Origin of the sequence: Pseudomonas wuhanensis, assembly GCF_030687395.1 — a bacterium.
Classification (GTDB): Bacteria; Pseudomonadota; Gammaproteobacteria; order Pseudomonadales; family Pseudomonadaceae; genus Aquipseudomonas; species Aquipseudomonas wuhanensis.
Genome location: NZ_CP117430.1, coordinates 5,940,496 through 5,964,019 on the forward strand (window position 1 = coordinate 5,940,496; position 23,524 = coordinate 5,964,019).

The following is a 23,524-nucleotide window of genomic DNA, read 5'->3' on the forward strand; positions in this document are numbered from 1 at the left end:
CGTAAAAGGATTGGCAGTCTGCCAGCGTTCCGGGGCGAGCACTAGGAATTGTGTCGGTCGGCCTTACTGGCCCCTTCGCAAGCAAGCCCGCTCCCACACTGGATCTATTGTGAACGCACTATCTGCGCACGCCAGAGAATAAATGTGGGGCTTGCTCGCGAAAGGGCCAGCACAACCGCCACAAAGCTTCCCGATCCGACAGCGCTGCTTATTTTTTCTTCAGGCATTCGCTCATGAAGGTTTTGCGCGCATCGCCCTTGAGCGCCTGGGTCGTGGCGTCGGCGTTGCAGGTTTTCATCTTTTCTTGTTGAGGAGTCATGGGCTTGGCGGCATCGGCGGCCGGCGCGGCTTTGAGGCAGGTGCTCATGAAGGCTTTGCGTTCGTCGCCCTTGAGGCTTTTTGCGGTAGCGTCAGCATTGCAGGTGGTCATTTTGTTCTGTTGGGCAGTGGCGGCGAAACCCTGGGAGCAGAGCAGCAAACCGACCATCAACAACGGGGCACGCAACATCTTCATGGAGTGTTCTCCTTGTTACCGCACCGATGGATGCGGCCTTGTTTCGGAGTGTAGACAAAGCCTGTTACACGTTCACCTGCTATCGAGGTGGCTGCGTCGATATTGCTCAGGCGTGCACCCGGCCTGACGCTGAAACATCGCGATAAACGCCGAGCCGGTGCTGTACCCCATGTCGAAGGCGATTTCCTGAATGCTGCGCTGGCTATCGAGCGCTTCGATCGCCGCCAGAAACCGCAACCGTTGCCGCCACTCCCCGAAGCTCATGCCCAACTCGCGGACAAACTGCCGGGCCAACGTGCGTTCGCTGACGTGAATTTGCGTGGCCCAGTGCGCCAATGGCCGATTATCCCCAGGCTCGGTCTGCAAGGCTTCAAGGATTGCGAGCAGCCCGGGGCTGCTGGCGTAGGGCAAGTAACACTCATGCATCGGCGCCTGTTGCAGTTGGTCCACCAGCACTTGAGCCAGACGCTTGTCTGCATCGTGCTCGGGAATTTTCACATCGCGGGCGGCGAAGTCCTTGAGGATCGCCTTGAGAATATCGCTGATCGCCAGGGTGCAGGCCTGTTGCGGCAGATCACGACACAGCGTCGGCGCGAGGCAGACCGCGCGATAGTTGATCGGCTGATTGCTATAGAAACTGTGCTCGGTCCCGGGCGGCACCCACACCGCGTATTGCGGCGGCGACATGAAGCGGCGGCTGCCGATTTCCATGTGCAGGACGCCATTGGCCGAATACTCGAGGGTCCCCCAAGGATGATGGTGGGCCGAGGCGTATTCATGGGTGTTGAAGTCGGCATAACGGAAATAGACCGGGGCCGGCAACTCGCTGAAATCCAGCAGGTCGATGTGTTTGCTGTTCATGCTGTCTGGAATCAGAGGCAGGTTGTCTGGATCGCAGTATAGGCATTGATTCAGACAAGCGGATAATCACCCTTCATTAACGTTCTGGTTTTTCCCGATGCAATACGCTTATCCCCTGCTGGCCATTTTCATTTGGGCCGGCAACACCGTGATCAACAAACTCGCGGTGGGCGCGATCTTCCCCGCCGAAATCGGCTTCTACCGCTGGCTGCTGGCCGCGCTGCTGTTCACCCCGTTCATGCTTAAACCGGTGATCGTCCACTGGCCGTTGATCCGCCCGAACCTGGGCAGGATTTTCATCCTCGGCGTGCTCGGCATGGCGGTTTATCAGAGCCTGGCTTACTTCGCTGCAACGCTGACTTCGGCCACCAACATGGGGATCATCTTGTCGCTGATGCCGCTGATGTCGCTGGCCATGGCGATTGTCAGCCTCGGCCAACGCCTGACCGCCGGGGCACTGGCCGGCGCGGTGTTGTCGTTTGCGGGGGTCTTGGTGGTGGTGTCGTCTGGCAGCCTTGGCGCATTGCTGGAACACGGGGTGAACCTGGGTGACGCGATGATGCTGATCGCCACGCTGGCGTATGCGATTTACAGCACCCTGTTGAAAAAATGGCAGCTGCGTTTGCCACCACTGGTGTTGTTGTATTTGCAGGTGTTGGTCGCGGTGGTGGTGCTGTTTCCGCTGTTCCTCGCCTCACCGAAAATCGGCCCGACCCTGCAGAACATTCCGCTGGTGCTCTACGCCTGCCTGCTGGCCTCGATGCTTGCGCCGCTGGCGTGGATGCAGGCCGTGGTGCGCCTGGGGCCGAGCCGAACCACGCTGTTTTTCAATTTGCTGCCGTTGATTACGGCGCTGATTGCGGCGTTGGTGCTGCATGAGCAGTTGGCGCTGTATCACCTGGTGGGTGGGGTGTTGACGTTGGGTGGGGTGATTTTGTCGGAACGCTGGACCACCGTGCTGAGCCGTAAGATCAGCGCTGCCTGACCGGACGCCTTCGCGGGCAAGCCACGCTCCCACAGGTTTTGTGTCGGGCCGGCAATGAGCACGGCGCCAAACCTGTGGAAGGTTTTGTGTCGGACGCTGGCAATGGGCGCGACGCCAAACCTGTGGGAGCGTGGCTTGCCCGCGAAGAACGATAACGCGGTCTCACTGCCGATCACACACCGGCCGCTTTCAACCGCGCCGCATGTTCGACAAACAACCGCACCGGCTCTGCGCCCTTGCCCACCAGCCCCAACGATTGGTTGACGATATCGAAGTGATCCATCGGGTATTCATCGCCAATCACCGTCCCCAAATGCGAGCTGTAACGCCCGACCATCCCGTCGCAATGCCCCGCCTCGCGCACGAAGGTCCTGGCAAACAACCGGCAACTGCGATTGGTCCCGTCGAACAGGTTGCAGCCGCGATCGGTCTTGCCCGGCTGCAAGGTTCCGGACCAGGAGTAATAACGCACGCCATTGACCACTTCCGGGCCATGCCCGCCCCAGGTGTCAGGCAGGCCTTGGGGATAACGCTGATTGAACAGCGCCACGCCCGCCGTGGTCAGGGACTGGTGCGAAGCCGGGATATCCACCGGCAGTCTCGGCCCGCGATAGCCGGTTTCCAGCAGGCACATCAACGCGCTGATCAGCCACAGTAAAAAGCTCAGCAGCCGGCCCTTGGCGCTGTCAGCCGGATAATGGGTGTGCAGATGGTCCGCCAGCTCCGAGCCGTGATTCGGCCCGGCCACCGACGTCACCGAAGCCACCTGGTCCGGGCGTTTTGCCGCCGCGTAACGGGCGGTCAACGAGCCTTGGCTGTGGCCGATCAGGTTGACCTTTTCGGCCCCGGTTTCGCGCAGAATCTCCTCGATCCGTGCCAGCAATTGCTCGCCGCGTACCTCGGTGGAGTTGAGCGGCGAGACCTGCACCGCAATCACGGTCGCCCCATCCCGGCGCAGCGCCGAAATGATTCCGTACCAATAGGGATACAGCAGCAGCCGTATAAACCCGAGCATTCCCGGGACCAGCACCAAGGGGTAACGCGTGGCGGAACCTTGCGACATGGATGAACATCCTTGTGATCGGTGAGATGAAGCAAGATCGGATGCAAGGCATCAGCCAAGCATCGCCACCCAAGATGACAACTCAACGACCAGTCTATGACATCCCCTACTTCAACCCCACCACGCCCGCCACAATCAGCCCCACCGACACCAGTTTGAGCGCAGTCAGGCTTTCGCCGAGCAGCGCAAAACCGAGAAACACTGTGCCAAGCGAACCGATGGCGGTCCAGATCGGGTAGGCAATGCTCACCGGCAACTCGCGCATGGCCAGGGTCAGGAAATAAATCCCACCCACGGCCGCTACCACCGTTATCACCGAAGGCCAGAGCCGGGTGAAGCCTTCGGCGTACTTCATGCCCATGGCGAAGGTGACCTCGAACCCGGCGGCGATCAGCAAGAACAACCAGGCCATCTAGAACTCCCTGGCCAGCGCCAGCAAACGCTGCTCGGCCTCGGCCACGGAAACCTGGAAGGTGCGCTCGGCGGATTCTTCGCCCTCGGCAGCCACGACCGTGACGTCGGTGATGCCGATAAACCCCAAGGCAGTGCGCAGCAATGGATCGGCATGGTTCATCGCTTCAAGTTCACCGCCGGGGCCGAAGCCAAATCCGCCGCGACTGGTGACGATCAACGCCTTCTTGCCCCGCAGCAGCGGTTCGTACTGAGCGACGCCGTTATCCAGAGTGTGATTGAACGTCAGCCCGAGCCGCACGATCTGGTCGATCCAGGCCTTGAGGCCGCTGGGCACGCTGAAGTTGTACATCGGTGTGGAAATCACCAACAGATCATGGCCGAGCAACTCCCCCACCAGTTCATCGCTGAATGCCAGATCGGCCTGCATCGACAGCGGCCGCGCTTCAGGTTCCGGATGAAAAGCGGCCGCCACAAACGCTTCGTTGACGGGCGGAATCAACGCCCGGCCGACCTCACGGCGGGTCAGTTGCGACTGCGGGTTACGAAGCTGCCAGGCCGAAAGAAACACCTCGGCCAAACGCCGCGAATGAGAACGGTCGCCACGGGGGCTGGCGTGGATGGCAAGAATTCTGTTCATCTGAATCTCCTTGAAGACTAAACTCAAACTGCTTGTGGCTTGCAGCTTGAAGCCGGCTGCCACGCCCCTTCAAATGAGAAAAAATCAATCTGGATGAATCTATTTCATCCATGGAGTTTTAAATGTTTGCCTCGCTGCCGCTGACTGCCCTGCGCGCCTTCGAATCCGCCTCGCGCTTGTTGAGTTTCAAGGCCGCCGCCGAAGAACTCTCTGTGACGCCGACGGCGGTCTCCCACCAGATCCGCTCCCTGGAGAACTGGCTCGGCGTGCCGCTGTTCGAACGACTGCCACGCCAAGTGCGCCTCACCGAGTGCGGCGAACGGCTGTTCCGCAGTCTGCACGGCGCCCTGCTCGAAGTGGCGCAAAGCGTCGATACCTTGCGCCCGCAACGCAGCGGCACGAACCTGACGATCTCCACCACGGCCGCCTTCGCCGCCCTCTGGCTGGTGCCGCGGCTGGGGCGATTTTATGCCCGGCATCCGACTATCAGCGTGCGGCTGGACACTCACTGCGAAGTCATCGACCTGCATCAGGACGCCAGCGTCGATCTGGTGGTGCGTTACAGCCTCGACGATTACCCGAACCTTTATGGTTTGTGCCTGTTCGACGAGTCCTTCGGGGTCTATGGCTCGCCTGAACAAGTGGCGTTGGCGTCCAGTCGGGTACCGACCCTGATCAGTGTGCGCTGGCACAACTCCAAGCTGTATGCCCACGGCTGGGAGGCCTGGTGTGTACGATCCGGCGAAACCTGGCTGACCGAACAACCAGCGGTGCGTGAATACGACGAAGAGCATTACGCCCTGCAAGCCGCCATCGCCGGGCAAGGCCTGGTGCTGGCGAGCAATATTCTGGTGTCGGAAAGTGTGGCCAGCGGCTTGCTACTGCCTTATCGGGGGGACATTCAGGTCGACGGGGCCGGATACAGCGCGCTGTGCGTACCGGGCCGTGAACGGCATCCGCCGGTGCGGGCGTTTTTTGCGTGGTTGCAGGAAGAAGCCCGGTTGTCTGGTCTATTGCCAAGATCGCAGCCTGCGGCAGTTCATATGGCAGAACGCATTCCATTGTAGAAGCATCGATGACATGGCCGATATTCTGAAAGATCTGTAGCGGCTATTGGACCGCCTTCGCGGGCAAGCCACGCTCCCACAGGTTTTGTGTCGCATGCCGACAATGGGCACGACGCAAAACCTGTGGGAGCGTGGCTGGCCCGCGATGGCGTCTTCACAGACGCCGAAAGTTACTTGGTAGGCTTGACCGTCACCGGCGCCTTCCCAGCCTTCATCTGTTCCAGCAACGGCGCACACTGATTTGGCTCACCACCACTGGGCGCTATCAGCGCCAGCAAGCCCGCCGCCGGCGCGGCAATCACACCCAGTGCAACCATCCCCGCCCCGCGCAGCATCAACGGCACCGGTTTCACACCCGCATCCGGCTTGATGAACTTGCCCCGCACATACAGCGGCGAACGCAGCGAAATCAAACGCCAGCCCTTCGATTCCGGGGAGATGGTCAGGTCCAGTTGCTCGGTCGCCATGTTTGCCGTGCCGTCGACGTAGACGATCGCGTTCTCGGTATCGAAGACGAACAGCCGCGTGGTCGCCAGACCGGCCTTGATCTCGAAATCGGCCGCCGCGCAGTTGATCTTCACTTCCTTGTCGCCAAAGATCTTGCCCACGACATAGTTGCCGACGTTGAGCCCCGCCAGCTCCATCAACTCGCGACTGATAGCACCGTCATTGATCAGCATTTTCAAATTGCCGTCGGCAGTGCCCAGCAGTTTGGCCACCGAGTTGCCACGACCGACAAGATCGGCGTCGCCATTAAGCTCACCAAAACTGGTTTTCATCCGCTCCAGGGTGGGGAACAACTGTTTGAGCTTGAACTTGCGCGCCGTCAGTTTGGCCCGGCCCTCCAAAGGCTCGGCGCGCCCGTTCAGACGAATCTGCGCATCCAGATTACCGCCAGCCACGCCGAAACGCAGGGGCTCGAGGCTGAGCACGCCATCAGTCAGTACCACATGGGTGTAGAGATCGTTGAACGGCAGTTTTGCGCTGTGGACGATGCGTTTGCCGGTGAATTCCACATCAGCGTCCATGTCGCGCCAACGTTCAGTCCTGAACGCCTCGACCGGCAGCAGCTTGTCCGCCGGCTGCTTGCTTTCACCGCCACGGGCCTCTTGCTTGGCGTTGGAATCGGCACCGATCAATGGGGCCAGGTCGGTAAACAGCAGTTGATTGGACTCCAGTGCCCCACTGAGTTTGGGCCTCGGCTGGCTCGCCACGTAGGTCAGGTTGCCATGGATGTCACTCTGGCCGATGGTGCCGTTGAACGCCTCATAACGGTACACCGCCCCGCCCGGCTCTTGCAGCTTGGCAATCAAGTGCCCGTCAGTGGCGTAAGGCGGGGTATCCGGCAGCGTCACGCCGATCAGCGGATAAAGATTACCCAGGCTGGCACCGGCCAGTTTCAGGCGCAAATCCAGGGCGCCGAGGTTCAATGGATCGGTGAGCGTGCCGGCCAGCTCCACACTGGTGTCGGCGATCTTCATTTGCGCCTGAAGCGGAAACGGCTTGGTGGCGTCCTGTAAAGCCAGTAAGCCGCCGGTCTTGCCCTGACCCGCGAGATTCTGACCGTGGTATTGGCCTTTGACCTTCAATGCGAAGGCGTAATCCTGTGGCGAGCCACCCTTTTCAAGCGCTTTTTTTGCCGCTTTGTCGCCCACAATGTCGCTGAACGGAATCGGTTTGCCCAACGGATCAATGAGCAGATCAAGCTGAGTCTTCAGCTTCTGGTCGTCGAGCATGACGTGGCCCTTGTCGAAGCCGATGGCACCGATGTCCAGCGCCCAGTTCGAAGGCTCGGCGTCGGGATCTTTGGGATCGAACTTGAACGTCCAGTTGGCGCGACCGTCGGCCAGACGCTGCAGGTCGGCATTGGGTTCGGTCAGGTCGATGCGCGGGATCACTACCCGCTGCGCCAGCAAGGCCAGCGGCGAAATACGCAGTTCCACGCGTTTGAGGGCGGCCATTTGCGGTTGCTTCGACCAGTCCGGGTTGCCCAGGCTCAAATCCTCGGCCACCACATGCGGCCACGGCACCCAGGCCCGCCAGCCGCCCTCATCAGGCTCGCGCCGCCAGATCACCGCAAGGTTGCCATTGATGGCGAATGGACGATGCAGCTCTTCGGACACTTTGGCGTTCAGGGGCGGTTTGATCCGGTTCCAATCGAAGAACGCGATGACCAGCACCAGGACGGCCAGCAGGACAACGAGGCTGGCGAAGGTCCAGGCAAGAATTTTACGAGTGCGCGTCATTGCACAGGGCTCCTGAATACGACTGAGCGCCCCGACAGCGACGCACTGATGAAACGTTAGGCCAGAACCGGCCTGCCATGACATTTAGGACTGGGAAATGGCACGCAGGTTTAACCGAATAGGCGCTTAACACTCAAATAATCGGTTGGGGACACCCTGCTCCCTCATCCGGCGTTACTGCACCCGCACTTTTGCGAGGCGAGGGTGGGTCGAAAATACCCACCCCAGTGCAAAAAAACTCGCCGGAAACACCCGTTCTAGAGCGCCGCGGCCGAACAATCAATTCTGTTGATTATTACCATTGCCTTTATGAACTTTTATATCGACTTATCGAGAGTAGCATTGCCCTCGTACCCACTTTATCGCCCTCCCAAGGAGCAACCCATCATGAAACGCGAATTCCTGCTTAGCCTGACCCTCTCGATGTTAGCCAGCACTGCTTTTGCTTTGCCGGCCGCTGATCAGGCCACTCCACAAGTCAAAGACAGCCACTCGGTGTTCAGCCAGACCGTCGCCGCTGATGGTTCCGACCGCACCCCACAAGGTCAGACCCTGGCCGAAGGCGGCAATGATCGCCTGAAAGAAAAAGGCCTGATCACTCAAGATGGCTCGGATCGTACTCCACAAGGTCAAACGCTGGCCGCTGACGGTTCCGATCGCACTCCACAAGGCCAGACCCTGGCTGCTGACGGTTCCGACCGCACTCCACAAGGTCAAACCCTTGCCGCTGATGGTTCCGATCGCACTCCACAAGGCCAGACCCTGGCTGCTGACGGTTCCGACCGCACTCCACAAGGTCAAACCCTGGCTGCTGACGGTTCCGATCGCACCCCACAAGGTCAAACCCTTGCTGAAGGTGGTTCCGATCGCACTCCACAAGGCCAAACCCTGGCTGAAGGTGGTGGTGACCGTGTGATCGAACGCAACAGCGCTGTGAGCTAAGCCCATGGCGGCCCCGAAAAAAAGCCCAATCCCCGGATTGGGCTTTTGACTTTATAGAAGCTGCATTTCCCCGCGTGATCCCCCGATAGTCGTTCGACGCCAGCGAAGCCGATTTGCTAGAGTGCGCCGCTGTCCCTGTCCAGAAAACACCCTTGCGATGCTGCCCCGCGCCGAACAGAAACAACAGACCCGCAACGCCCTGATGGACGCTGCTCGCCACTTGATGGAAAGCGGCCGAGGATTCGGCAGCCTGAGCCTGCGCGAAGTGACCAGAACCGCCGGGATCGTACCCACCGGTTTCTACCGGCATTTTGCCGACATGGATGAACTGGGTCTGGTGCTGGTGAGCGAAGTCGGTCAGACCTTCCGTGAAACCATCCGCCTGGTGCGCCATAACGAGTTCGTCATGGGCGGCATCATCGACGCCTCGGTACGAATCTTTCTCGACGTGGTCACGGCCAATCGCTCGCAGTTTCTGTTTCTTGCCCGCGAACAGTACGGCGGATCGCTGCCGGTCCGTCAGGCCATTGGCCGCTTGCGCGAGGACATCAGCTCGGATTTGGCGGCTGACTTGTCGCTGATGCCGAAACTGCAGCATCTGGACATCGCCGGTTTGAGTGTCATGGCTGATCTGATCGTCAAAAGCGTGTTCGCGACACTGCCCGACATTATTGATCCCCCGGCCGAGGCGCTACCCGAGCATTTGACGCCGCAGGCGAAGATCACGCAGCAATTGCGCTTCATCTTCATCGGCCTAAAACACTGGCAAGGCCTCGGCAGCACCGAGTAACGCACTTCACCCTGTGGGAGCGGGCTTGCTCGCGAAGGGGCCATCACATTCAACATCTGAGTAGCCTTTTACTCCGCCTTCGCGAGCAAGCCTGCTCCCACACAGGCATTCGCTGCAATTTGGTGCGCAAAAAACCCTCTCGCACCAACTTCAATCAAAACCCTGCAACATCGTGAGTCTCCCTCCTCGCTCCGACAGGCATTTCCTACCTCTCACCCGATTGGCAAGCCCCTTGCTCTATCCCTGAGCATTGTCCATTGCTGGAAGCCTTCCGATGCTGGTGATTCATCGCAGAATCGACCCTCAACCCGTCTGGGCCGCCGAGCTGCACCTGACTTTCGAAGCCCGGAGCAAAAGCCGTTTGCGCTGTTTCAGTGCCGAGGGTGAAGACGTCGGGTTGTTTTTGGAGCGCGGTCAGCCGCCGCTGTATGACGGCGAATGCCTGCAAGCAGAAGACGGGCGCGTCGTTCGCGTCTGCGCTCGCCCCGAACAACTGCTGCACGTCACCTGCGCCAACGCCTTTGAACTGACCCGCGCCGCCTATCACCTGGGCAACCGCCATGTGGCTCTGCAAGTCGGCGATGGCTGGTTGCGCCTGCTCGACGATTACGTGCTCAAGGCCATGCTCGAGCAACTGGGCGCCAACACCGAGAACATCGAAGCGTCGTTCCAGCCGGAACACGGTGCCTACGGTGGCGGCCATCACCATTCGCGGCACGGTGACGAGGATTTCAACTACCCACCGAAACTGCACCAGTTCGGCGTGCGCTTATGAACCCAGCCTGGGCGCTGCTGCGTCTGGCCAGCCCGCAGCTGCCAATTGGCGGCTACAGCTATTCCCAGGGTCTGGAGATGGCTGTGGATAACGGCCGCGTGGACGATCCCGACAGCGCGCGGCGCTGGATCAGCGATCAGTTGCTGCTGAACCTGGCACGTTTCGAAGCGCCGCTACTGCTTGCCCATTGCACTGCTGCGGCCGAAGAAAACTGGGCCGAACTGCTGCAACGCTGCGAAGAACATCGCGCCAGCCGGGAGACCCGCGAGTTGCATCAGGAAAGTCGACAGATGGGTTATTCGCTGAAGCAACTGCTCAACGGTTTACCGGAACTGGATGCGCCGGCCCGGGCCTTTCTCGACCAATGCCCTGAACCGCACCTGGCCCTTGGCTGGGCGCTGGCGGCCCGCGCCTGGCAGATCAGCCCGCATGATGCGCTGGCCGCCTGGCTCTGGAGCTGGCTGGAAAACCAATTGGCGGTGCTGATGAAAACCCTGCCCCTGGGCCAACAAGCTGCCCAGCGCCTGACCAGTGAACTGCTGCCGCTGCTGCAACAGGCGCAGCAAGACGCCACCCGAATCAACCCCGAACACTCTGGCAGCGCCGCTTTCGGCCTGTCCCTGGCGTGCATGGCCCATGAGCGCCAGTACAGCCGTCTGTTCCGTTCCTAGCGCCTTTTCATTTGGAGAATCACATGAACACACAACCCCTGCGCGTCGGCATCGGCGGCCCGGTCGGTTCTGGCAAAACCGCCCTGACCCTTGCCCTGTGCCTGGCCCTGCGCGACCGCTACAACCTCGCCGTCGTGACCAACGATATCTATACCCGCGAAGACGCCGACTTCCTGGTGCGCAACGAAGCCTTGGCGCCCGAGCGAATCATCGGCGTGGAAACCGGCGGCTGCCCGCACACGGCGATCCGCGAAGACGCCTCGATCAACCTTGAAGCGGTGGATCAACTGAACCGGCGTTTTCCCGGGCTGGATCTGATTCTGGTGGAGTCCGGTGGCGACAACCTCTCAGCGACCTTCAGCCCGGAACTGTCCGACCTGACTATCTACGTGATCGATGTTTCGGCCGGCGACAAATTGCCGCGCAAGGGCGGGCCGGGGATCTGCAAATCCGATTTGCTGGTGATCAACAAGATCGACCTGGCGCCGCTGGTAGGCGCCTCGCTAGAGATGATGGACAGCGACACCCAGCGCATGCGCAACGGCAAACCGTTCGTCTTCAGCAACCAGAAAACCGGCCAGGGCCTGGAAGCAATCATAGCCTTCATCGAACGCCAGGGCTTGCTGACTGCGGCCTGATCACACTTATCAACAAGGAAGCTTATCCATGACACTGAAACGCATTCTGGGCGCCATGGCCCTGCTGCTGAGCCCGGCCATCGCGTTCGCTCACCCGGGCCATGGCGACAATGGCTTGATGGCCGGCATCAGCCACCCGATCGGCGGCCTCGATCACTTGCTGGCAATGGTTGCCGTGGGGTTGTGGGCCGCGCAGCAGAAAGGCGCCGCGCGCTGGGCGCTGCCGTGCACGTTCGTGGGCACTATGCTGATCGGCGGCCTGCTGGGTTTTGAAGGGTTGAACCTGCCGGCGCTGGAAAGCGGGATTGCCGCATCGGTATTGGCATTGGGCCTGGCGGTGGCTTTAGCGGTGCGTCCGCCGTTGAGCCTGGCGGTGGCTGCGACCGCGTTGTTCGCGCTGTTTCATGGCGTGGCGCATGGTCTGGAGTTGCCGGAGATGTCGAGCCCGTGGGCGTATGCGGTTGGGTTTGTGGTGGCGACGGCGGCGTTGCATGCAGCGGGTTTTGCGGTGGTTCGAGTGCTGCCTCAGGCGGCGGCACCGTTGGTTCGGCTGGCGGGTGCGGCTTCGGCGGCTACTGGGGTGTGGTTGCTGGCGGGTTGATTCTTTAGCGCCTGAACCGGCCTCATCGCGGCATAGGTATCTACACATCTCTAAAGTCTTCGGCTGGCCACCCAGCCGATGGCCTCTTTAGCAAAACCCGCCAGTTCCTGGGGCGTGTATTGTTCCAATGTCTCGCACATGGCCAAAAGCATGTATAAACCGGCCAGCAGCGCGGAAGCCGTCACCGGCTGCGAGCGCTTCATCTGTCGACCAGACAGACGGACCAAAAAATCCCGTGTTTGCTCAGCGAACTCCCCCTTAGCCCGCATCAGACGCCAACTGACAGCACATGCCTGACTGGCGATCAACAGCCGTTTGAACACCGCTTCACCGCTCTCTTGCTGCCAGTTTTCCAGCTGATGCCCACCCCCTTTAAGCAGTTTGAAGTAGGACTCGATACGCCAGCGCCAGTAATACCAGAGCGCCAATCGTTCATCTGCGACCTCTTGCTCAAGGTTGCTCAGCAAATACCATTCGGCCAGCAGGTGACCATCGGCTCCCAGTATTCGGCTCACGACGAGCCGGGCCGGCAACGGCTCACCAGACTTGCGCAGCGTCTTGCGGTCGGCCCTGTCTTTGGTGAAAGGCTGGGCTTGGCGAGTCAGCACGACGGCGGTTTCTCCCACCCATTGAATGGCCGGTTTTCCTTTGTAGTCCACCTTGCGAGTTTTGCGGTAGGTCATCTCGCGAGCAATTTGACTCAGGGCCCTCGATTGACCTGCATGACTGGCCGTGGAACCGGCCTTGACTCGCACCAGCCATTGCCGACCCTCGGCCTGCCATTGCCTCAGGTGAGCGACCGAATCAGCCTCTCGATCCACGATATGGACAAGCGGCTTGGCAAAATTCTGCTGTTCCAGCCAAGTGATACGTTGTGTCAGTTCATGCAGATGCTTCTCAGGGACCAGCACTTCTTCGGCTCGCGTGCTGAGCACGCCGTCCTTGGTCGCCAGATTTTGAGCGGGAGTACAGATCGGTGCACCGTCACGGTCGGTGACTAGCAGGCTGCTTTGCAGCTCGTAACCGATGTCGCCCCGGTGGGTCATTTGCAGGCGATCAGCCTTGCTGTGGTGGTGCATGTAATTGAGCCGAGACCAATCGTGCATGACCAGCGCGTAATCATCACAGTCATCCCGACAACCCTCGTGGGCCAGCGCCAGCAGCGGTTTAACCAGGTCAACGGGCCGAACCCGGTCATTGCTCAAAAATCGCCAAAGGGCTTGCGTCTGTGCAAAAGCCTTGTCGCTTCGCGGCAAGGCTTTCATCCCGGCGGCCAGCGCCGGTAGTCCATTACTGTGTCCCATGACTAACTCGTCGTATCGTTTTGTCAGTCGGGCATCTAGCCCGGTCATTTGATATCCATGCCGTCCCTTTATAGACCAGGATCGGGAGATGTGTAGATACCTATGCTCATCGCGGGTAAGCCCGCTCCCACAGGATATTCGCCGCCAGCACAGATCGTGTGAATACCGATGATCCCTGTGGGAGCGGGCTTGCCCGCGATAGCGTCCGATCAGACACCGCCTCTCTCAAGCCTGCCTCTCTGCTACCATGTCGCGCAATCGCCCCTGCCGTGACGACGCCAGCCAATGCCCTCTGTTTCCCGCTCTGCTTCCCAGCCTGAATTGACCGCCCTGTTCGCCTCGGTGCAACAGCACTTCCAGGACGTGATCGTGCCGCTCTGGCAAGGCCCCGGCTGGAACGCCGACATGGCATTGCCGTATGAAGCGCTGGACGCCGAGCATCGACCGCTACCCCCTCAGCGCTACCGGGCCATGGCTTGCGCGCGGCAGCTGTACCTGTTTTCCAGCCTGATCGGCCAAGTGCCTCAGGCCGAAGAACGGGCGGCGGCACTGTTCCGATCCTTGCAACAGCATTTCCACGATGCCGAGCATGGCGGCTGGTTCTACAGCATCGACCCGCAAGGTGCGCCGCTGGATCAGCGCAAAGACCTCTACACCCACGCCTTCATCCTGTTCGCCTGCGCCCATTATTGGGAAAAGGTTCGCGAACCGCTGGTGGAGTCGGTACTCAACGCCGCGCTGGAAGTGGTGGCGCAGCGCTTCGCCACAGGCGACGGCCTGTACGAAGCCAGCCTGGACCGTGATTGGTCCTCGCTCAACTCCGGGCCGCTGCAGAATCCATTGATGCATTTGGCCGAAGCCTTTCTCGCCATCCTTTCAGTGCGCGAGGACGCTGCTGTGCAGAGCGCGCTTATCGAGTTATGCACAGCCATGCAGAAGCGCTTCATCGATCCGCAACACGCGGTATTGATGGAAAAGCCGCTGGGCGCTGTGGATAACTGGTTCGAGCCAGGCCATCAGTTCGAATGGTACTTCCTGCTGGAGTCCTCACCATTACTGCGCGGCTCCAAGCTGCATGCCTCGCTGGATCGCGCCTTTACGTTTACCGAGCAACTGGGCGTGGATCAACATACCGGGGCTGTGCGCGCGATGCTGGAACTGGATGACCATCCTCGTGATGCGACCCAGCGCATCTGGGCCCAGGCTGAATACCTGCGTGCCCTGACTTTGCGCCCGGGCAGCGAAGCCTCTGTGCAACACCAATTGCAGGCGCTGCAACAACGCTTTTTGCATGCGGGCGGCTGGTATGAGTGTCGCGATGAGCATGGCGAAGTGAGCCGCAAGGACATGCCTTCGACTACGCCTTATCATTTGGCAACCTGTTATCGCGGGTTGGTCGAGTATTTGCGCTGACCGGGCGATTGCTTTCGCGGGCAAGCCCGCTCCCACAGGGTTTGTGTCGTTCGCGAAATAGCGAGTCAACACAAACCCTGTGAGAGCGTGGCTTGCCCGCGATGGCCGTTACGCGGTCTTAAGCCTTCGTATTACGCTCAATGGCAAACCCGCTCCAGGTCTGGCTCACCGGCATCAGCTCGAGGCTGTTGATGTTGATGTGGGCCGGTGCGTTGAGCACCCAAAAAATGGTCTCGGCGATGTCTTGCGGCTGGATCGGCTCGGCGCCGGCGTAAGTGGCGTTGTAACGCTCCTGGTCACCGGCGAAACGCACCAGCGAGAACTCGCTCTCGCACAGGCCCGGCTCGATGTTGCTGACCCGCACGCCCGTACCTTGCAGGTCGCAACGCAGGTTCAGAGAGAACTGTTTGACGAACGCCTTGCTCGCGCCATACACGTGGCTGCCCGGGTATGGGTAGTTGCCGGCGATGGAACCAAGGTTGACGATGCTGGCGCCACGACCGTGAGCGATCAAACGTGGCAACAACAGACGAGTGCTGTACATCAGGCCTTTGATATTGGTGTCGACCATGGTGTCCCAATCATCAAGATCGCACTTGGGGGCCGGGTCCACGCCCAAGGCCAGGCCGGCGTTGTTGATCAGCCCGCGCAATTTGGCAAAGGACGGCGGCAGGTTGGCAATCGCCTCCTCCATGGCTTTGCGATCCCGTACGTCGAGCACCAGCCCATGGACCTCGGTCTGCTGCGACAACTCGGCACACAGGGCATTGAGGCGCTCTTCACGACGACCTGTCAGCACCAGTTTCCAGCCGGCTTCGGCAAAACGACGGGCACAGGCTTCACCAAAACCGGAGGTCGCGCCGGTAATAAACAGGGTGTTGGACATCGTGTTCTCCTTGCTTCGGCTGATCGACAGCCCTTGGAATAGAAAATCAGTTGCCAGCATGCCCGGCCTTGTCCACAGCGGCAACCATCGCAAAAACCGTACAAAAAACAATCAACACCGGCAACGCCATATGCGCTGTGGCTTGCAGCCATGTACGCGCACCTTATCCACAGGCCGGCCCACAGTTTCCGGGGGCAAGTGCAAAAGCTGCAAGCCGCTGTCCACAAGGCTTTGCGGGCATATTAGAAAGTTTTTTGCTTGACCCTCGGGTGCCTGCTGTGTAACCCCGGGCAATTTGCACGACCGGACGGTCAAACCGACGATGGCGCCAAGCCAGTAACTACGGCCCTCAGCCGACTCTTTCCAGAGTTTAACCACAGACTTATCCACAGGCTTGCCCACCTCGATTCATACCCTGTTTGCCCCTAACAAAAAGGTTGACAAAGCCGGCTCGAGGTCCTGCAAAAACACCTGATCAGAAAACAACCATATCTCTGCAAGCCACGGATTCAAAGGCTTTCAGCCAGCTACTCCCACGTTATTCACAGCCAGCTCCACAGCAAACGGGGACAAGTCAAAACCGTGACAAAACAGCAATTTGCAGCGGCTTTATGTCGCGCTTTGAGAGGTCATGAATATTGTTTTCCACAATTTCCCCGCGCTCCTTGTGGGAGCGGGCTTGCTCGCGAAGAGGGAGTGTCAGCCGACATCAATGTTGCCTGGCACACCGCCTTCGCGAGCAAGCCCGCTCCCACAGGGTTGGTGGTGTTTTACAGATAGAAAAAACCCCGGCGATTGCTCGTCGGGGCTTGTTTGTTGCTACGGTGAACTCAGTGGCCGCCGAGGTAGGCGTTACGCACTTCATCGTTCACCAGCAGCTCCTTGCCGGTGCCGCTGAGGCGGATCTCGCCGTTGACCATCACGTACGCCCGGTCCGACAGCTTGAGGGCGTGGTTGGCGTTCTGCTCCACCAGGAAGATAGTCATGCCAGTGCTGGCCAGTTCCCGCAGGGTCGCGAAGATCTGTTTCACCACAATCGGCGCCAGGCCCAGGCTCGGCTCATCGAGCAACAACAGTTTTGGCCGACTCATCAGAGCCCGTGCGATGGCAAGCATTTGCTGCTCGCCGCCGGACATGGTCATGGCGCGTTGGGTACGCCGCTCTTCGAGCCGTGGAAACAACTCGAACATGCGCTGCATGTCTTCCTTGGCGTACTTGTCACCGATCGGAATGGTGCCCATCAACAGGTTTTCCTCGACAGTCATGTCAGGGAACACCCGCCGGCCTTCCGGCGATTGAGCAATACCGTTGGAGGCAATGTAGTGGGACGATTTGTGAGTGATATCCACACCCTGATAGACGATTTGCCCGTCAGCCGCCCTCGGCTGGCCGAAGATCGACATCAGAAGGGTCGATTTTCCGGCGCCGTTGGAGCCGATCAGGCTGACGGTTTCACCTTCATTGATGTGCAACGAGACTTTTTTCAGGGCCTGGATCGGCCCGTAGAACACGTCCAGATTCTTGAGTTCGAGGATGGGTGCACTCATACCACTTCCTCTTCTTCGGCGCCCAGGTAGGCGGCAATCACTTTCGGATCGTGTCGAATCGCTTCAGGCCCGCCCTCGGCGATGACAACGCCGTGGTCCAGCACCACGATGTGGTCGGAAATACTCATTACCATGCCCATGTCGTGTTCGATCAGCACCACGGTCAGATCATGCTCATCGCGCAGCAGCCGGATCATCGCGCTCAGCGCTTCGGTTTCCTGAGGGTTGAGGCCGGCGGCCGGTTCGTCGAGGCAGATGATCTGCGGTCGGGTGCACATGGCCCGGGCGATCTCCAGACGGCGTTGCTGACCGTAGGACAGTTCACCGGCCAGACGGTTGGCGCAGTCCACCAGATCCACCACTTCCAGCCAGTAAAACGCGTGGTCCAGTGCATCGCTTTCGGCCTTGCGGTAACCCTTGGTGTTGAGGATACCGGCCAGCATGCCGCGGTTGACCCACATGTGCTGGGCCACCAGCAGGTTTTCCAGCACCGACATTTCCCTGAACAGGCGAATGTTCTGGAACGTCCGCGCCAGACCGGCACGGTTAATCAGGTGCGTGCCACCGAACATCTTGTAGTGGAGTCGGCCGATAAAGCTTTTCGGCGAAACGAAATCGGTTGCCTTGAACGGCTCACCGAGCATCTTGATGACGTCGGTTTTCACCCCACGGGTGTTGAGCTCTATATGCCCGCCGGACGCTTTGTAGAACCCGGTCAGGCAGTTGAATACGGTGGTCTTGCCTGCGCCGTTGGGGCCGATCAGCGCGAAGATCGAGTTGCGCTTGACCTTCAGGCTGACGTCACTCAGCGCCTTGATGCCACCGAAGTGCATCATCAGGTTTTCGACCGAGAGTACGACTTCGCTCATGGCGCTACTCCTTTACGCGGGGTCACACCGGTACGGCTGATTCGAATCAGGCCGCGCGGTCGCCAGATCATCATCAACACCATCAGGATGCCAAACAGCAGCACGCGGTATTCAGCGAAGCCACGCAGCAATTCCGGGGCGACGGTCAGCACGAATGCCGCGATCACCACGCCAATGGTCGAGCCCATGCCGCCGAGTACCACGATGGCGAGGATCAGTGCCGATTCGAAGAAGGTGAACGAGGTTGGGTTGACGAAACCCTGATAGGTGGCGAAGAACACTCCGGCCAGACCGGCAGTCGATGCGCCGATGGTGAACGCCGACAGCTTGACCAGTACGTGATTCAGGCCCATGGAACGACAGGCGATTTCGTCTTCACGCAAGGCTTCCCACGCCCGACCAACCGGCATGCGGGTCAAGCGGTGCTTGATGTAAAGCACGGCCAGCACCACCAGGAACAACACCGCGTATATGAAGTAGTACTTCACGTCCGGGTTATAGGCGATGCCGAAGAACTCATGGAACGGAACTCCGCCCTCCTTCGCTCGTTTGCCGAACTCGATGCCGAAGAACGTCGGCAACGGTGCCGCCATCCCGTTCGGGCCACCGGTCAGGGACAACCAGTTGTTGAGGATCAACCGGATGATTTCACCGAAGCCCAGGGTCACGATTGCCAGGTAGTCACCGTGCAGGCGCAATACCGGGAAACCCAGAATGCACCCAGCCAGGCCGGCGATGATCGCCGCCAAGGGCAACACCGTCCAGAAGCCCAGCCCCAGGTATTGATAACCGAGCGCCAGCCCATAAGCGCCGATGGCGTAGAACGCCACGTAACCCAGGTCAAGCAACCCCGCCAGGCCGACCACTATATTCAGCCCCAGGCCCAGCAGCACGTAGATCAGCCCGAGGATGACCACGCCCAGCAGGTAGGAGTTGGAGAAGAACGGAAACACCACGGCGATGACGATCATCACCGGAATGATCCAGCGCAGCCGCGATTTGTAGTCAGGCGCCAGTACATGCACCCCGGAGCCGGTGCTTTCAAAGCCTTCGAGGATACTCAGGCCCTTGGGAGTTTGCAGGAACAGGCTCAAGGCAAAGCGACCGGCCATGACGATGGCGACAATCCATGCCACCCGGGTCGCTTCCAGATTGAAGCCATAGCCATCGAGGACCACGCCGACAATCGGGCCAAACACAATCAGGGCAACAAGGCCGGCGAGAATCGCATCAACCAGGCTTCTTTTGAGATCAATGGTTTTTTTAGTGGTTGAAGACATCGCTTACACCTTCGACACAAGAGGACGGCCGAGCAGGCCTTGAGGCCGAAAGACCAGAACGAGCACCAGCAACGAGAAGCTGAATACGTCTTTGTAGTCCGAGTTGACCAGACCGGAGAACAGCGACTCGGAAATCCCGAGGATAATCCCGCCCAGCATGGCGCCCGGCAGCGAGCCGATCCCACCGAGCACCGCGGCGGTGAACGCCTTGATCCCGATGATGAAGCCGGCATAGAAGTCGAACGTGCCATAGTTCATGGTGATCAGCACACCGGCCAGCGCCGCCATGGCTGCACCGATGATGAACACGTAGGAAATCACCCGGTCGGTGTTGATCCCCAGGATCGAAGCCATCTTGCGGTCTTGCTGGGTCGCGCGGCACATACGGCCGAGTTTGGTGTACTTGATGACGTAGGTCAGCAGGGCCATCCCGACAAAGGCTGCGATCAGAATGAACACCTTGGTGTAGGTCAACTGCACAAAACCTGTGCCGACTTCGACTCGCCAGGCCCCTGATAGCAGGGTGGGAACCCCTTGTTGCTTGGCGCCCTGGGCGATCTGTGCATAGTTTTGCAGGATCAGCGAAATCCCGATGGCGCTGATCAGCGGAGCCAACCGGGTGGAGTTGCGCAGGGGTTTGTAGGCGACGCGTTCGATGACCCAGCCATACACCGCTGTGACAACGATGGTGAAGATCAGGGTACCGAGCATCAGCAGCGGGAAGGATTCAATACCGAAGTACGCCAGCAGAGCCAGACTGATTGCCGCGAGGTAAGCGGAAATCATGTAAACCTCGCCGTGGGCGAAGTTGATCATGCCGATGATGCCGTAGACCATTGTGTAGCCGATGGCGATCAGGCCATAGACCGACCCGAGGGTCAGGCCGTTGACCAGTTGCTGCAGGAAAATACCATCCATAACGCAATCTCACGCATTTGAGAGACTGCACAGAAACCGGATGCGTCGGACCGGGATTCAACCGCCGGCGCAACAAGGTTGTGTGCAGCTCTACGAGAAAAGACAGACGAGCCTTCTGGCGGAACCAGTCAGCTAAATAACGGTGGACACAATTTTTGTGGCGAGGGAGCTTGCTCCCGCTGGGTCGCAAAGCGGCCCCTAAAACAGGACTGCTGCGCAGTCCAACGGGAGCAAGCTCCCTCGCCACAGACCGGTCACACGCTCATATCACTTCTGTTTTTCCAGCTGGTGGTATTTGCCATCCTTGTCCCACTGGTAAACCACGTAGTCGGAGACCTTCAGGTCGCCCTTGGCGTCCCAGGTCTTCTCGCCCATCACGGTTTTGACCGGATTTTTCTTCAGCCACTCGGCGGCTTTCTCGCCACTGTTGGATTTGGAACCATTGAAGGCTGCGGCCAGGGTCTGGACCGAAGCATAGGCGTACAGGGTGTAGCCTTCAGGTTCGGTGCCTTTCTTGCGGAATTCATCCACTACGGTCTTGCTGTCTGGCAGCAGGCGTGGGTCGGCGCCAAAGGTCATCAGTACGCCATCAACGAATTGCGGACCGCCAGCGGTGGTCACCAGTTCGTCGGTTACGATGCCGTCGTCGGACATGAACTTGACGTCTTTGAGACCTTGCTCACGCAGTTGACGAACCAGAGGACCGGCTTCCGGGTGCAGTCCACCGAAGTAAACGACATCGGCGCCAGCGCCGCGGATTTTGGTGACGATGGTGCTGAAGTCTTTCTCGCCACGAGTCAGGCCTTCGTACAGCACCGGCGTTACGCCGCGCTTGACCAGTTGGGCCTTGGTAGCATCCGCCAGACCTTGACCGTAGGTGTCCTTGTCGTGCAGGACTACCACTTTCTTGCCCTTGAGCACGTCGACGATGTAGTCGCCGGCCACGATGCCTTGCTGGTCGTCACGCCCGCACATACGGAACATGGCGCTCAGGCCGCGCTCGGTAACAGCCGGGTTGGTGGAACCTGGAGTGATCGCGATGATGCCCGCTTCGTCGTAGATCTCGGAGGCCGGGATGGTCGACGAGGAGCAGAAGTGACCGACCACGCCAGCGACTTTCTGGTTGGTCAGGTCCTTGGCGACCGTCACAGCCTGTTTCGGTTCGCAAGCGTCATCGCCCTTGACCAGTACGATTTTTTCCCCGTTTACACCGCCAGCGGCGTTGACTGCATCAGCCGCTGCCTGCGCCCCCTTCATGTACTGCTCGCCAAATGCCGCGTTGGCGCCCGTCATTGGACCCGCTACGCCGATCTTGATGTCAGCCTGAGCAAACGCAGAAACACCCAACGCAGTTGCCACTGCGAGGGCCAGAAAGCCTTTCTTGTAAAACGTCTGGGACATGAGGTGGTGCTCCAAGGTTTTTTTTAGTTGGCACTGCGACTTCTCTGAATGCTCAGAGCAAGGGCCGTGCCATCGGTTTTTTATTCTGGGAAAAGTCGCTGCCTTATTGTTATTTCGACTGTTTCGGACCCATTTTCATTGGGCGTGCAACCGTCTAAACCGCGGGAGGTGAAACCTTTTATGTTTAAAGGCGCAACCCGCATGCGCCATCATTGCAACCGCAGCGCCAAACGATGTGCAACCAGCCTGTAACAGCCCGCGTCACCGAACTGCACACTACCGGTGCGCAACTGCTACAACCCGCACCATTACAGGCTAGCCGCTTCGCTGAAAAGCGCCGCTTCCAGCAACATATTTCAACAATCAGATCACGATCCGCAGGCACTGGCCCGCGTGATACAACGAAAATCCAGCCTCATACAGGCAGCTTCGCAGCCCCACACCCGCCAATGGCTGCATGGGCGCGAAGGGAATCGGCAAGGCCTGAGGATTTCCATTACACAAATAATCGGCAAAGGCTTTGCCGACCACTGTGCCGGTAGTCACGCCTCGTCCGTTGTAACCCGTAACGGCCACCAGTCCCGGTGCCGGCTCGAACAGACGCATCAAATGATCGGGAGTGAAGGCGATGCAACCGGTCCAGGTGCATTCCCATTCCACCGGTTTCAGGTATGGAAAGTAATGCTGCTGAACCCGGTCGGCCCAGGCTTTCAGGAACCAGGCCGGTTTCTGGTTGCCATTGCCGAGACTGCCGAGCAACAACCGCCCTTCAGCATCGCGACGGATACTGCTGAGCACCTGCCGGGTATCCCAGGAACCTTGGCCGCCGGGCAGAATCTGCTGCGCGGCGTCTTCGGTCAGCGGCACCGAGGCCACTTGATAGTAATAACCGGGGAAGAAATTGCGCCGCAGCTCCGTCCAGTCACCTTCGGTATAGGCGTTGGAGGCAATGACCACCTGCTCGGCCAGCACCGAACCCTGGGCAGTTTGCACCGACCAGCGCTGGCCCTGACGTTCAAGTCGGGTGACCGGGGAATGATCGAACAGCTGACCGCCGAGGCTGATGGCCGCGTTGGCCAGCCCCGTGGTGTAGGCCATCGGATTGATCGTGCCGGCACGCCGATCGAGCAAGGCGGCGGCGATCTTTTTTGTACCCGTGGCTTGTTCGCAGGCTTGACCGGTTAACAATTCCACCGGTGCGCCACGACGTTTCCATTGTTCTTCGCGACTGCGCAGATCCGCCTCGCCACGGGCGTTGTGCGCCATGTGCAGCGTGCCTTCGCGGCGTAACTGGCAATCGATGTTGTATTTGTCGACCAGGCTGAACACCAGCGACGGCGCCGCACCCAGCATGCGGTTGAGCTGACTGCCGACCGCCTCGCCGAAACCGGCTTCGATTTCATCCGGTGGAATCCACATCCCGGCATTGACCAGCCCGACGTTACGCCCCGAACCGCCATGCCCGGCGCGATGCGCTTCCAGCACGCAGACACTTTTACCTTGTTCCAGCAGATGCACCGCCGCCGACAAACCGGTGAAACCGGCGCCGATGACGCAGACATCCACTGTCACCTCGCCTTTGAGCGCCACGTTGTCGGGCCTTTGCGGCGTCAGTTTTTCCCACAGACACTCTTCGCGTAACGGCATTGCCAGACTCCAACAGAAACCTAACAAACACATCCATTTCAGTGTGGGAGCGGGC

23 protein-coding genes are annotated in these 23,524 nt (G+C 59.7%); 9 read left to right on the forward strand and 14 right to left on the reverse strand.

Going from position 1 to position 23,524, the window contains the following annotated elements; genetic code table 11:
• Nucleotides 1-208 precede the first annotated feature (208 nt).
• Both PSH88_RS27430 and PSH88_RS27435 read right to left on the reverse strand, forming a co-directional pair.
• Complete coding sequence (locus PSH88_RS27430; RefSeq protein WP_305423845.1) at nucleotides 209-514, reverse strand: PsiF family protein; 306 nt, start codon at nucleotides 512-514, stop codon at nucleotides 209-211.
• Between the two features lie 72 nt (nucleotides 515-586).
• On the reverse strand, nucleotides 587-1,375 hold the full coding sequence (locus PSH88_RS27435) for an AraC family transcriptional regulator (RefSeq protein ID WP_305423846.1): 789 nt from the start codon (nucleotides 1,373-1,375) through the stop codon (nucleotides 587-589).
• 97 nt (nucleotides 1,376-1,472) lie between these two features.
• On the opposite strand from PSH88_RS27435, the gene PSH88_RS27440 reads away from it, so the two are divergent.
• Nucleotides 1,473-2,360: a DMT family transporter gene (locus PSH88_RS27440; RefSeq protein WP_305423847.1), complete on the forward strand. Its 888-nt coding sequence runs from the start codon at nucleotides 1,473-1,475 to the stop codon at nucleotides 2,358-2,360.
• A gap of 172 nt (nucleotides 2,361-2,532) precedes the next feature.
• On the opposite strand, the gene PSH88_RS27445 is transcribed toward PSH88_RS27440, so the two are convergent.
• The 3 genes from PSH88_RS27445 to PSH88_RS27455 all read right to left on the reverse strand — a co-directional run bounded on the left by PSH88_RS27445 (nucleotide 2,533) and on the right by PSH88_RS27455 (nucleotide 4,474).
• The gene (locus PSH88_RS27445) at nucleotides 2,533-3,423 is read right to left on the reverse strand and encodes an esterase/lipase family protein (protein WP_048396159.1); all 891 of its coding nucleotides are present in this window, start codon (nucleotides 3,421-3,423) and stop codon (nucleotides 2,533-2,535) included.
• Nucleotides 3,424-3,529: 106 nt separating this feature from the next.
• Nucleotides 3,530-3,835: a DMT family transporter gene (locus PSH88_RS27450; protein WP_007903452.1), complete on the reverse strand. Its 306-nt coding sequence runs from the start codon at nucleotides 3,833-3,835 to the stop codon at nucleotides 3,530-3,532.
• A complete protein-coding gene (locus tag PSH88_RS27455) occupies nucleotides 3,836-4,474 on the reverse strand; it encodes an FMN-dependent NADH-azoreductase (RefSeq protein ID WP_305423850.1) in 639 nt (212 codons plus the stop codon). It abuts the gene before it with no gap.
• Between the two features lie 122 nt (nucleotides 4,475-4,596).
• Here PSH88_RS27455 and PSH88_RS27460 point away from each other — a divergent pair, with 122 nt between their 5' ends.
• Nucleotides 4,597-5,541: a LysR substrate-binding domain-containing protein gene (locus PSH88_RS27460; protein WP_305423852.1), complete on the forward strand. Its 945-nt coding sequence runs from the start codon at nucleotides 4,597-4,599 to the stop codon at nucleotides 5,539-5,541.
• A 170-nt stretch (nucleotides 5,542-5,711) separates the two neighbouring features.
• On the opposite strand, the gene PSH88_RS27465 is transcribed toward PSH88_RS27460, so the two are convergent.
• Nucleotides 5,712-7,787 carry an AsmA family protein gene (locus tag PSH88_RS27465; RefSeq protein WP_305483418.1) on the reverse strand — a complete coding sequence of 692 codons (2,076 nt, stop codon included), beginning with the start codon at nucleotides 7,785-7,787 and terminating at the stop codon, nucleotides 5,712-5,714.
• A gap of 387 nt (nucleotides 7,788-8,174) precedes the next feature.
• On the opposite strand from PSH88_RS27465, the gene PSH88_RS27470 reads away from it, so the two are divergent.
• From PSH88_RS27470 to PSH88_RS27495, 6 genes are all read left to right on the forward strand, one after another.
• On the forward strand, nucleotides 8,175-8,729 hold the full coding sequence (locus tag PSH88_RS27470; protein WP_305423853.1) for a WD40 repeat domain-containing protein: 555 nt from the start codon (nucleotides 8,175-8,177) through the stop codon (nucleotides 8,727-8,729).
• A gap of 157 nt (nucleotides 8,730-8,886) precedes the next feature.
• The gene (locus PSH88_RS27475; protein WP_008009759.1) at nucleotides 8,887-9,519 is read left to right on the forward strand and encodes a TetR family transcriptional regulator; all 633 of its coding nucleotides are present in this window, start codon (nucleotides 8,887-8,889) and stop codon (nucleotides 9,517-9,519) included.
• 274 nt (nucleotides 9,520-9,793) lie between these two features.
• Nucleotides 9,794-10,294: an urease accessory protein UreE gene (gene ureE, locus PSH88_RS27480; protein WP_305423854.1), complete on the forward strand. Its 501-nt coding sequence runs from the start codon at nucleotides 9,794-9,796 to the stop codon at nucleotides 10,292-10,294.
• On the forward strand, nucleotides 10,291-10,965 hold the full coding sequence (locus PSH88_RS27485; RefSeq protein WP_305423856.1) for an urease accessory protein UreF: 675 nt from the start codon (nucleotides 10,291-10,293) through the stop codon (nucleotides 10,963-10,965). The genes ureE and PSH88_RS27485 overlap by 4 nt, the downstream gene beginning before the upstream one ends.
• 23 nt (nucleotides 10,966-10,988) lie before the next feature.
• Nucleotides 10,989-11,603, forward strand: a complete 615-nt coding sequence (gene ureG / locus PSH88_RS27490; RefSeq protein ID WP_038360437.1) for an urease accessory protein UreG — start codon at nucleotides 10,989-10,991, stop codon at nucleotides 11,601-11,603.
• 28 nt (nucleotides 11,604-11,631) lie between these two features.
• Nucleotides 11,632-12,204, forward strand: a complete 573-nt coding sequence (locus PSH88_RS27495) for a HupE/UreJ family protein (protein ID WP_305423858.1) — start codon at nucleotides 11,632-11,634, stop codon at nucleotides 12,202-12,204.
• Nucleotides 12,205-12,254: 50 nt separating this feature from the next.
• Here the strand turns inward: PSH88_RS27495 and PSH88_RS27500 are convergent, their stop codons facing one another.
• Entirely contained in the window at nucleotides 12,255-13,556 is a 1,302-nt protein-coding gene (locus PSH88_RS27500; protein ID WP_305423860.1) for a transposase, read from the reverse strand.
• A gap of 237 nt (nucleotides 13,557-13,793) precedes the next feature.
• On the opposite strand from PSH88_RS27500, the gene PSH88_RS27505 reads away from it, so the two are divergent.
• The gene (locus PSH88_RS27505) at nucleotides 13,794-14,921 is read left to right on the forward strand and encodes an AGE family epimerase/isomerase (protein WP_305423862.1); all 1,128 of its coding nucleotides are present in this window, start codon (nucleotides 13,794-13,796) and stop codon (nucleotides 14,919-14,921) included.
• Nucleotides 14,922-15,039: 118 nt separating this feature from the next.
• Here the strand turns inward: PSH88_RS27505 and PSH88_RS27510 are convergent, their stop codons facing one another.
• The 7 genes from PSH88_RS27510 to amaA all read right to left on the reverse strand — a co-directional run bounded on the left by PSH88_RS27510 (nucleotide 15,040) and on the right by amaA (nucleotide 23,469).
• A complete protein-coding gene (locus PSH88_RS27510; RefSeq protein ID WP_305423863.1) occupies nucleotides 15,040-15,807 on the reverse strand; it encodes an SDR family oxidoreductase in 768 nt (255 codons plus the stop codon).
• A gap of 830 nt (nucleotides 15,808-16,637) precedes the next feature.
• Entirely contained in the window at nucleotides 16,638-17,354 is a 717-nt protein-coding gene (locus tag PSH88_RS27515; protein WP_305423864.1) for an ABC transporter ATP-binding protein, read from the reverse strand.
• Nucleotides 17,351-18,223, reverse strand: coding sequence for an ABC transporter ATP-binding protein (locus PSH88_RS27520; RefSeq protein WP_305423865.1), 873 nt, complete (start codon nucleotides 18,221-18,223; stop codon nucleotides 17,351-17,353). The genes PSH88_RS27515 and PSH88_RS27520 overlap by 4 nt, the downstream gene beginning before the upstream one ends.
• Nucleotides 18,220-19,503: a high-affinity branched-chain amino acid ABC transporter permease LivM gene (gene livM, locus PSH88_RS27525; protein ID WP_305423867.1), complete on the reverse strand. Its 1,284-nt coding sequence runs from the start codon at nucleotides 19,501-19,503 to the stop codon at nucleotides 18,220-18,222. Before livM ends, PSH88_RS27520 begins: the two co-directional genes overlap by 4 nt.
• A 3-nt stretch (nucleotides 19,504-19,506) precedes the next feature.
• The gene (locus tag PSH88_RS27530; protein ID WP_305423868.1) at nucleotides 19,507-20,421 is read right to left on the reverse strand and encodes an ABC transporter permease subunit; all 915 of its coding nucleotides are present in this window, start codon (nucleotides 20,419-20,421) and stop codon (nucleotides 19,507-19,509) included.
• A gap of 267 nt (nucleotides 20,422-20,688) precedes the next feature.
• Entirely contained in the window at nucleotides 20,689-21,822 is a 1,134-nt protein-coding gene (locus PSH88_RS27535) for an ABC transporter substrate-binding protein (protein WP_305423870.1), read from the reverse strand.
• A 363-nt stretch (nucleotides 21,823-22,185) separates the two neighbouring features.
• A complete protein-coding gene (gene amaA / locus PSH88_RS27540) occupies nucleotides 22,186-23,469 on the reverse strand; it encodes an L-pipecolate oxidase (RefSeq protein ID WP_305423871.1) in 1,284 nt (427 codons plus the stop codon).
• Nucleotides 23,470-23,524: the final 55 nt, after the last annotated feature.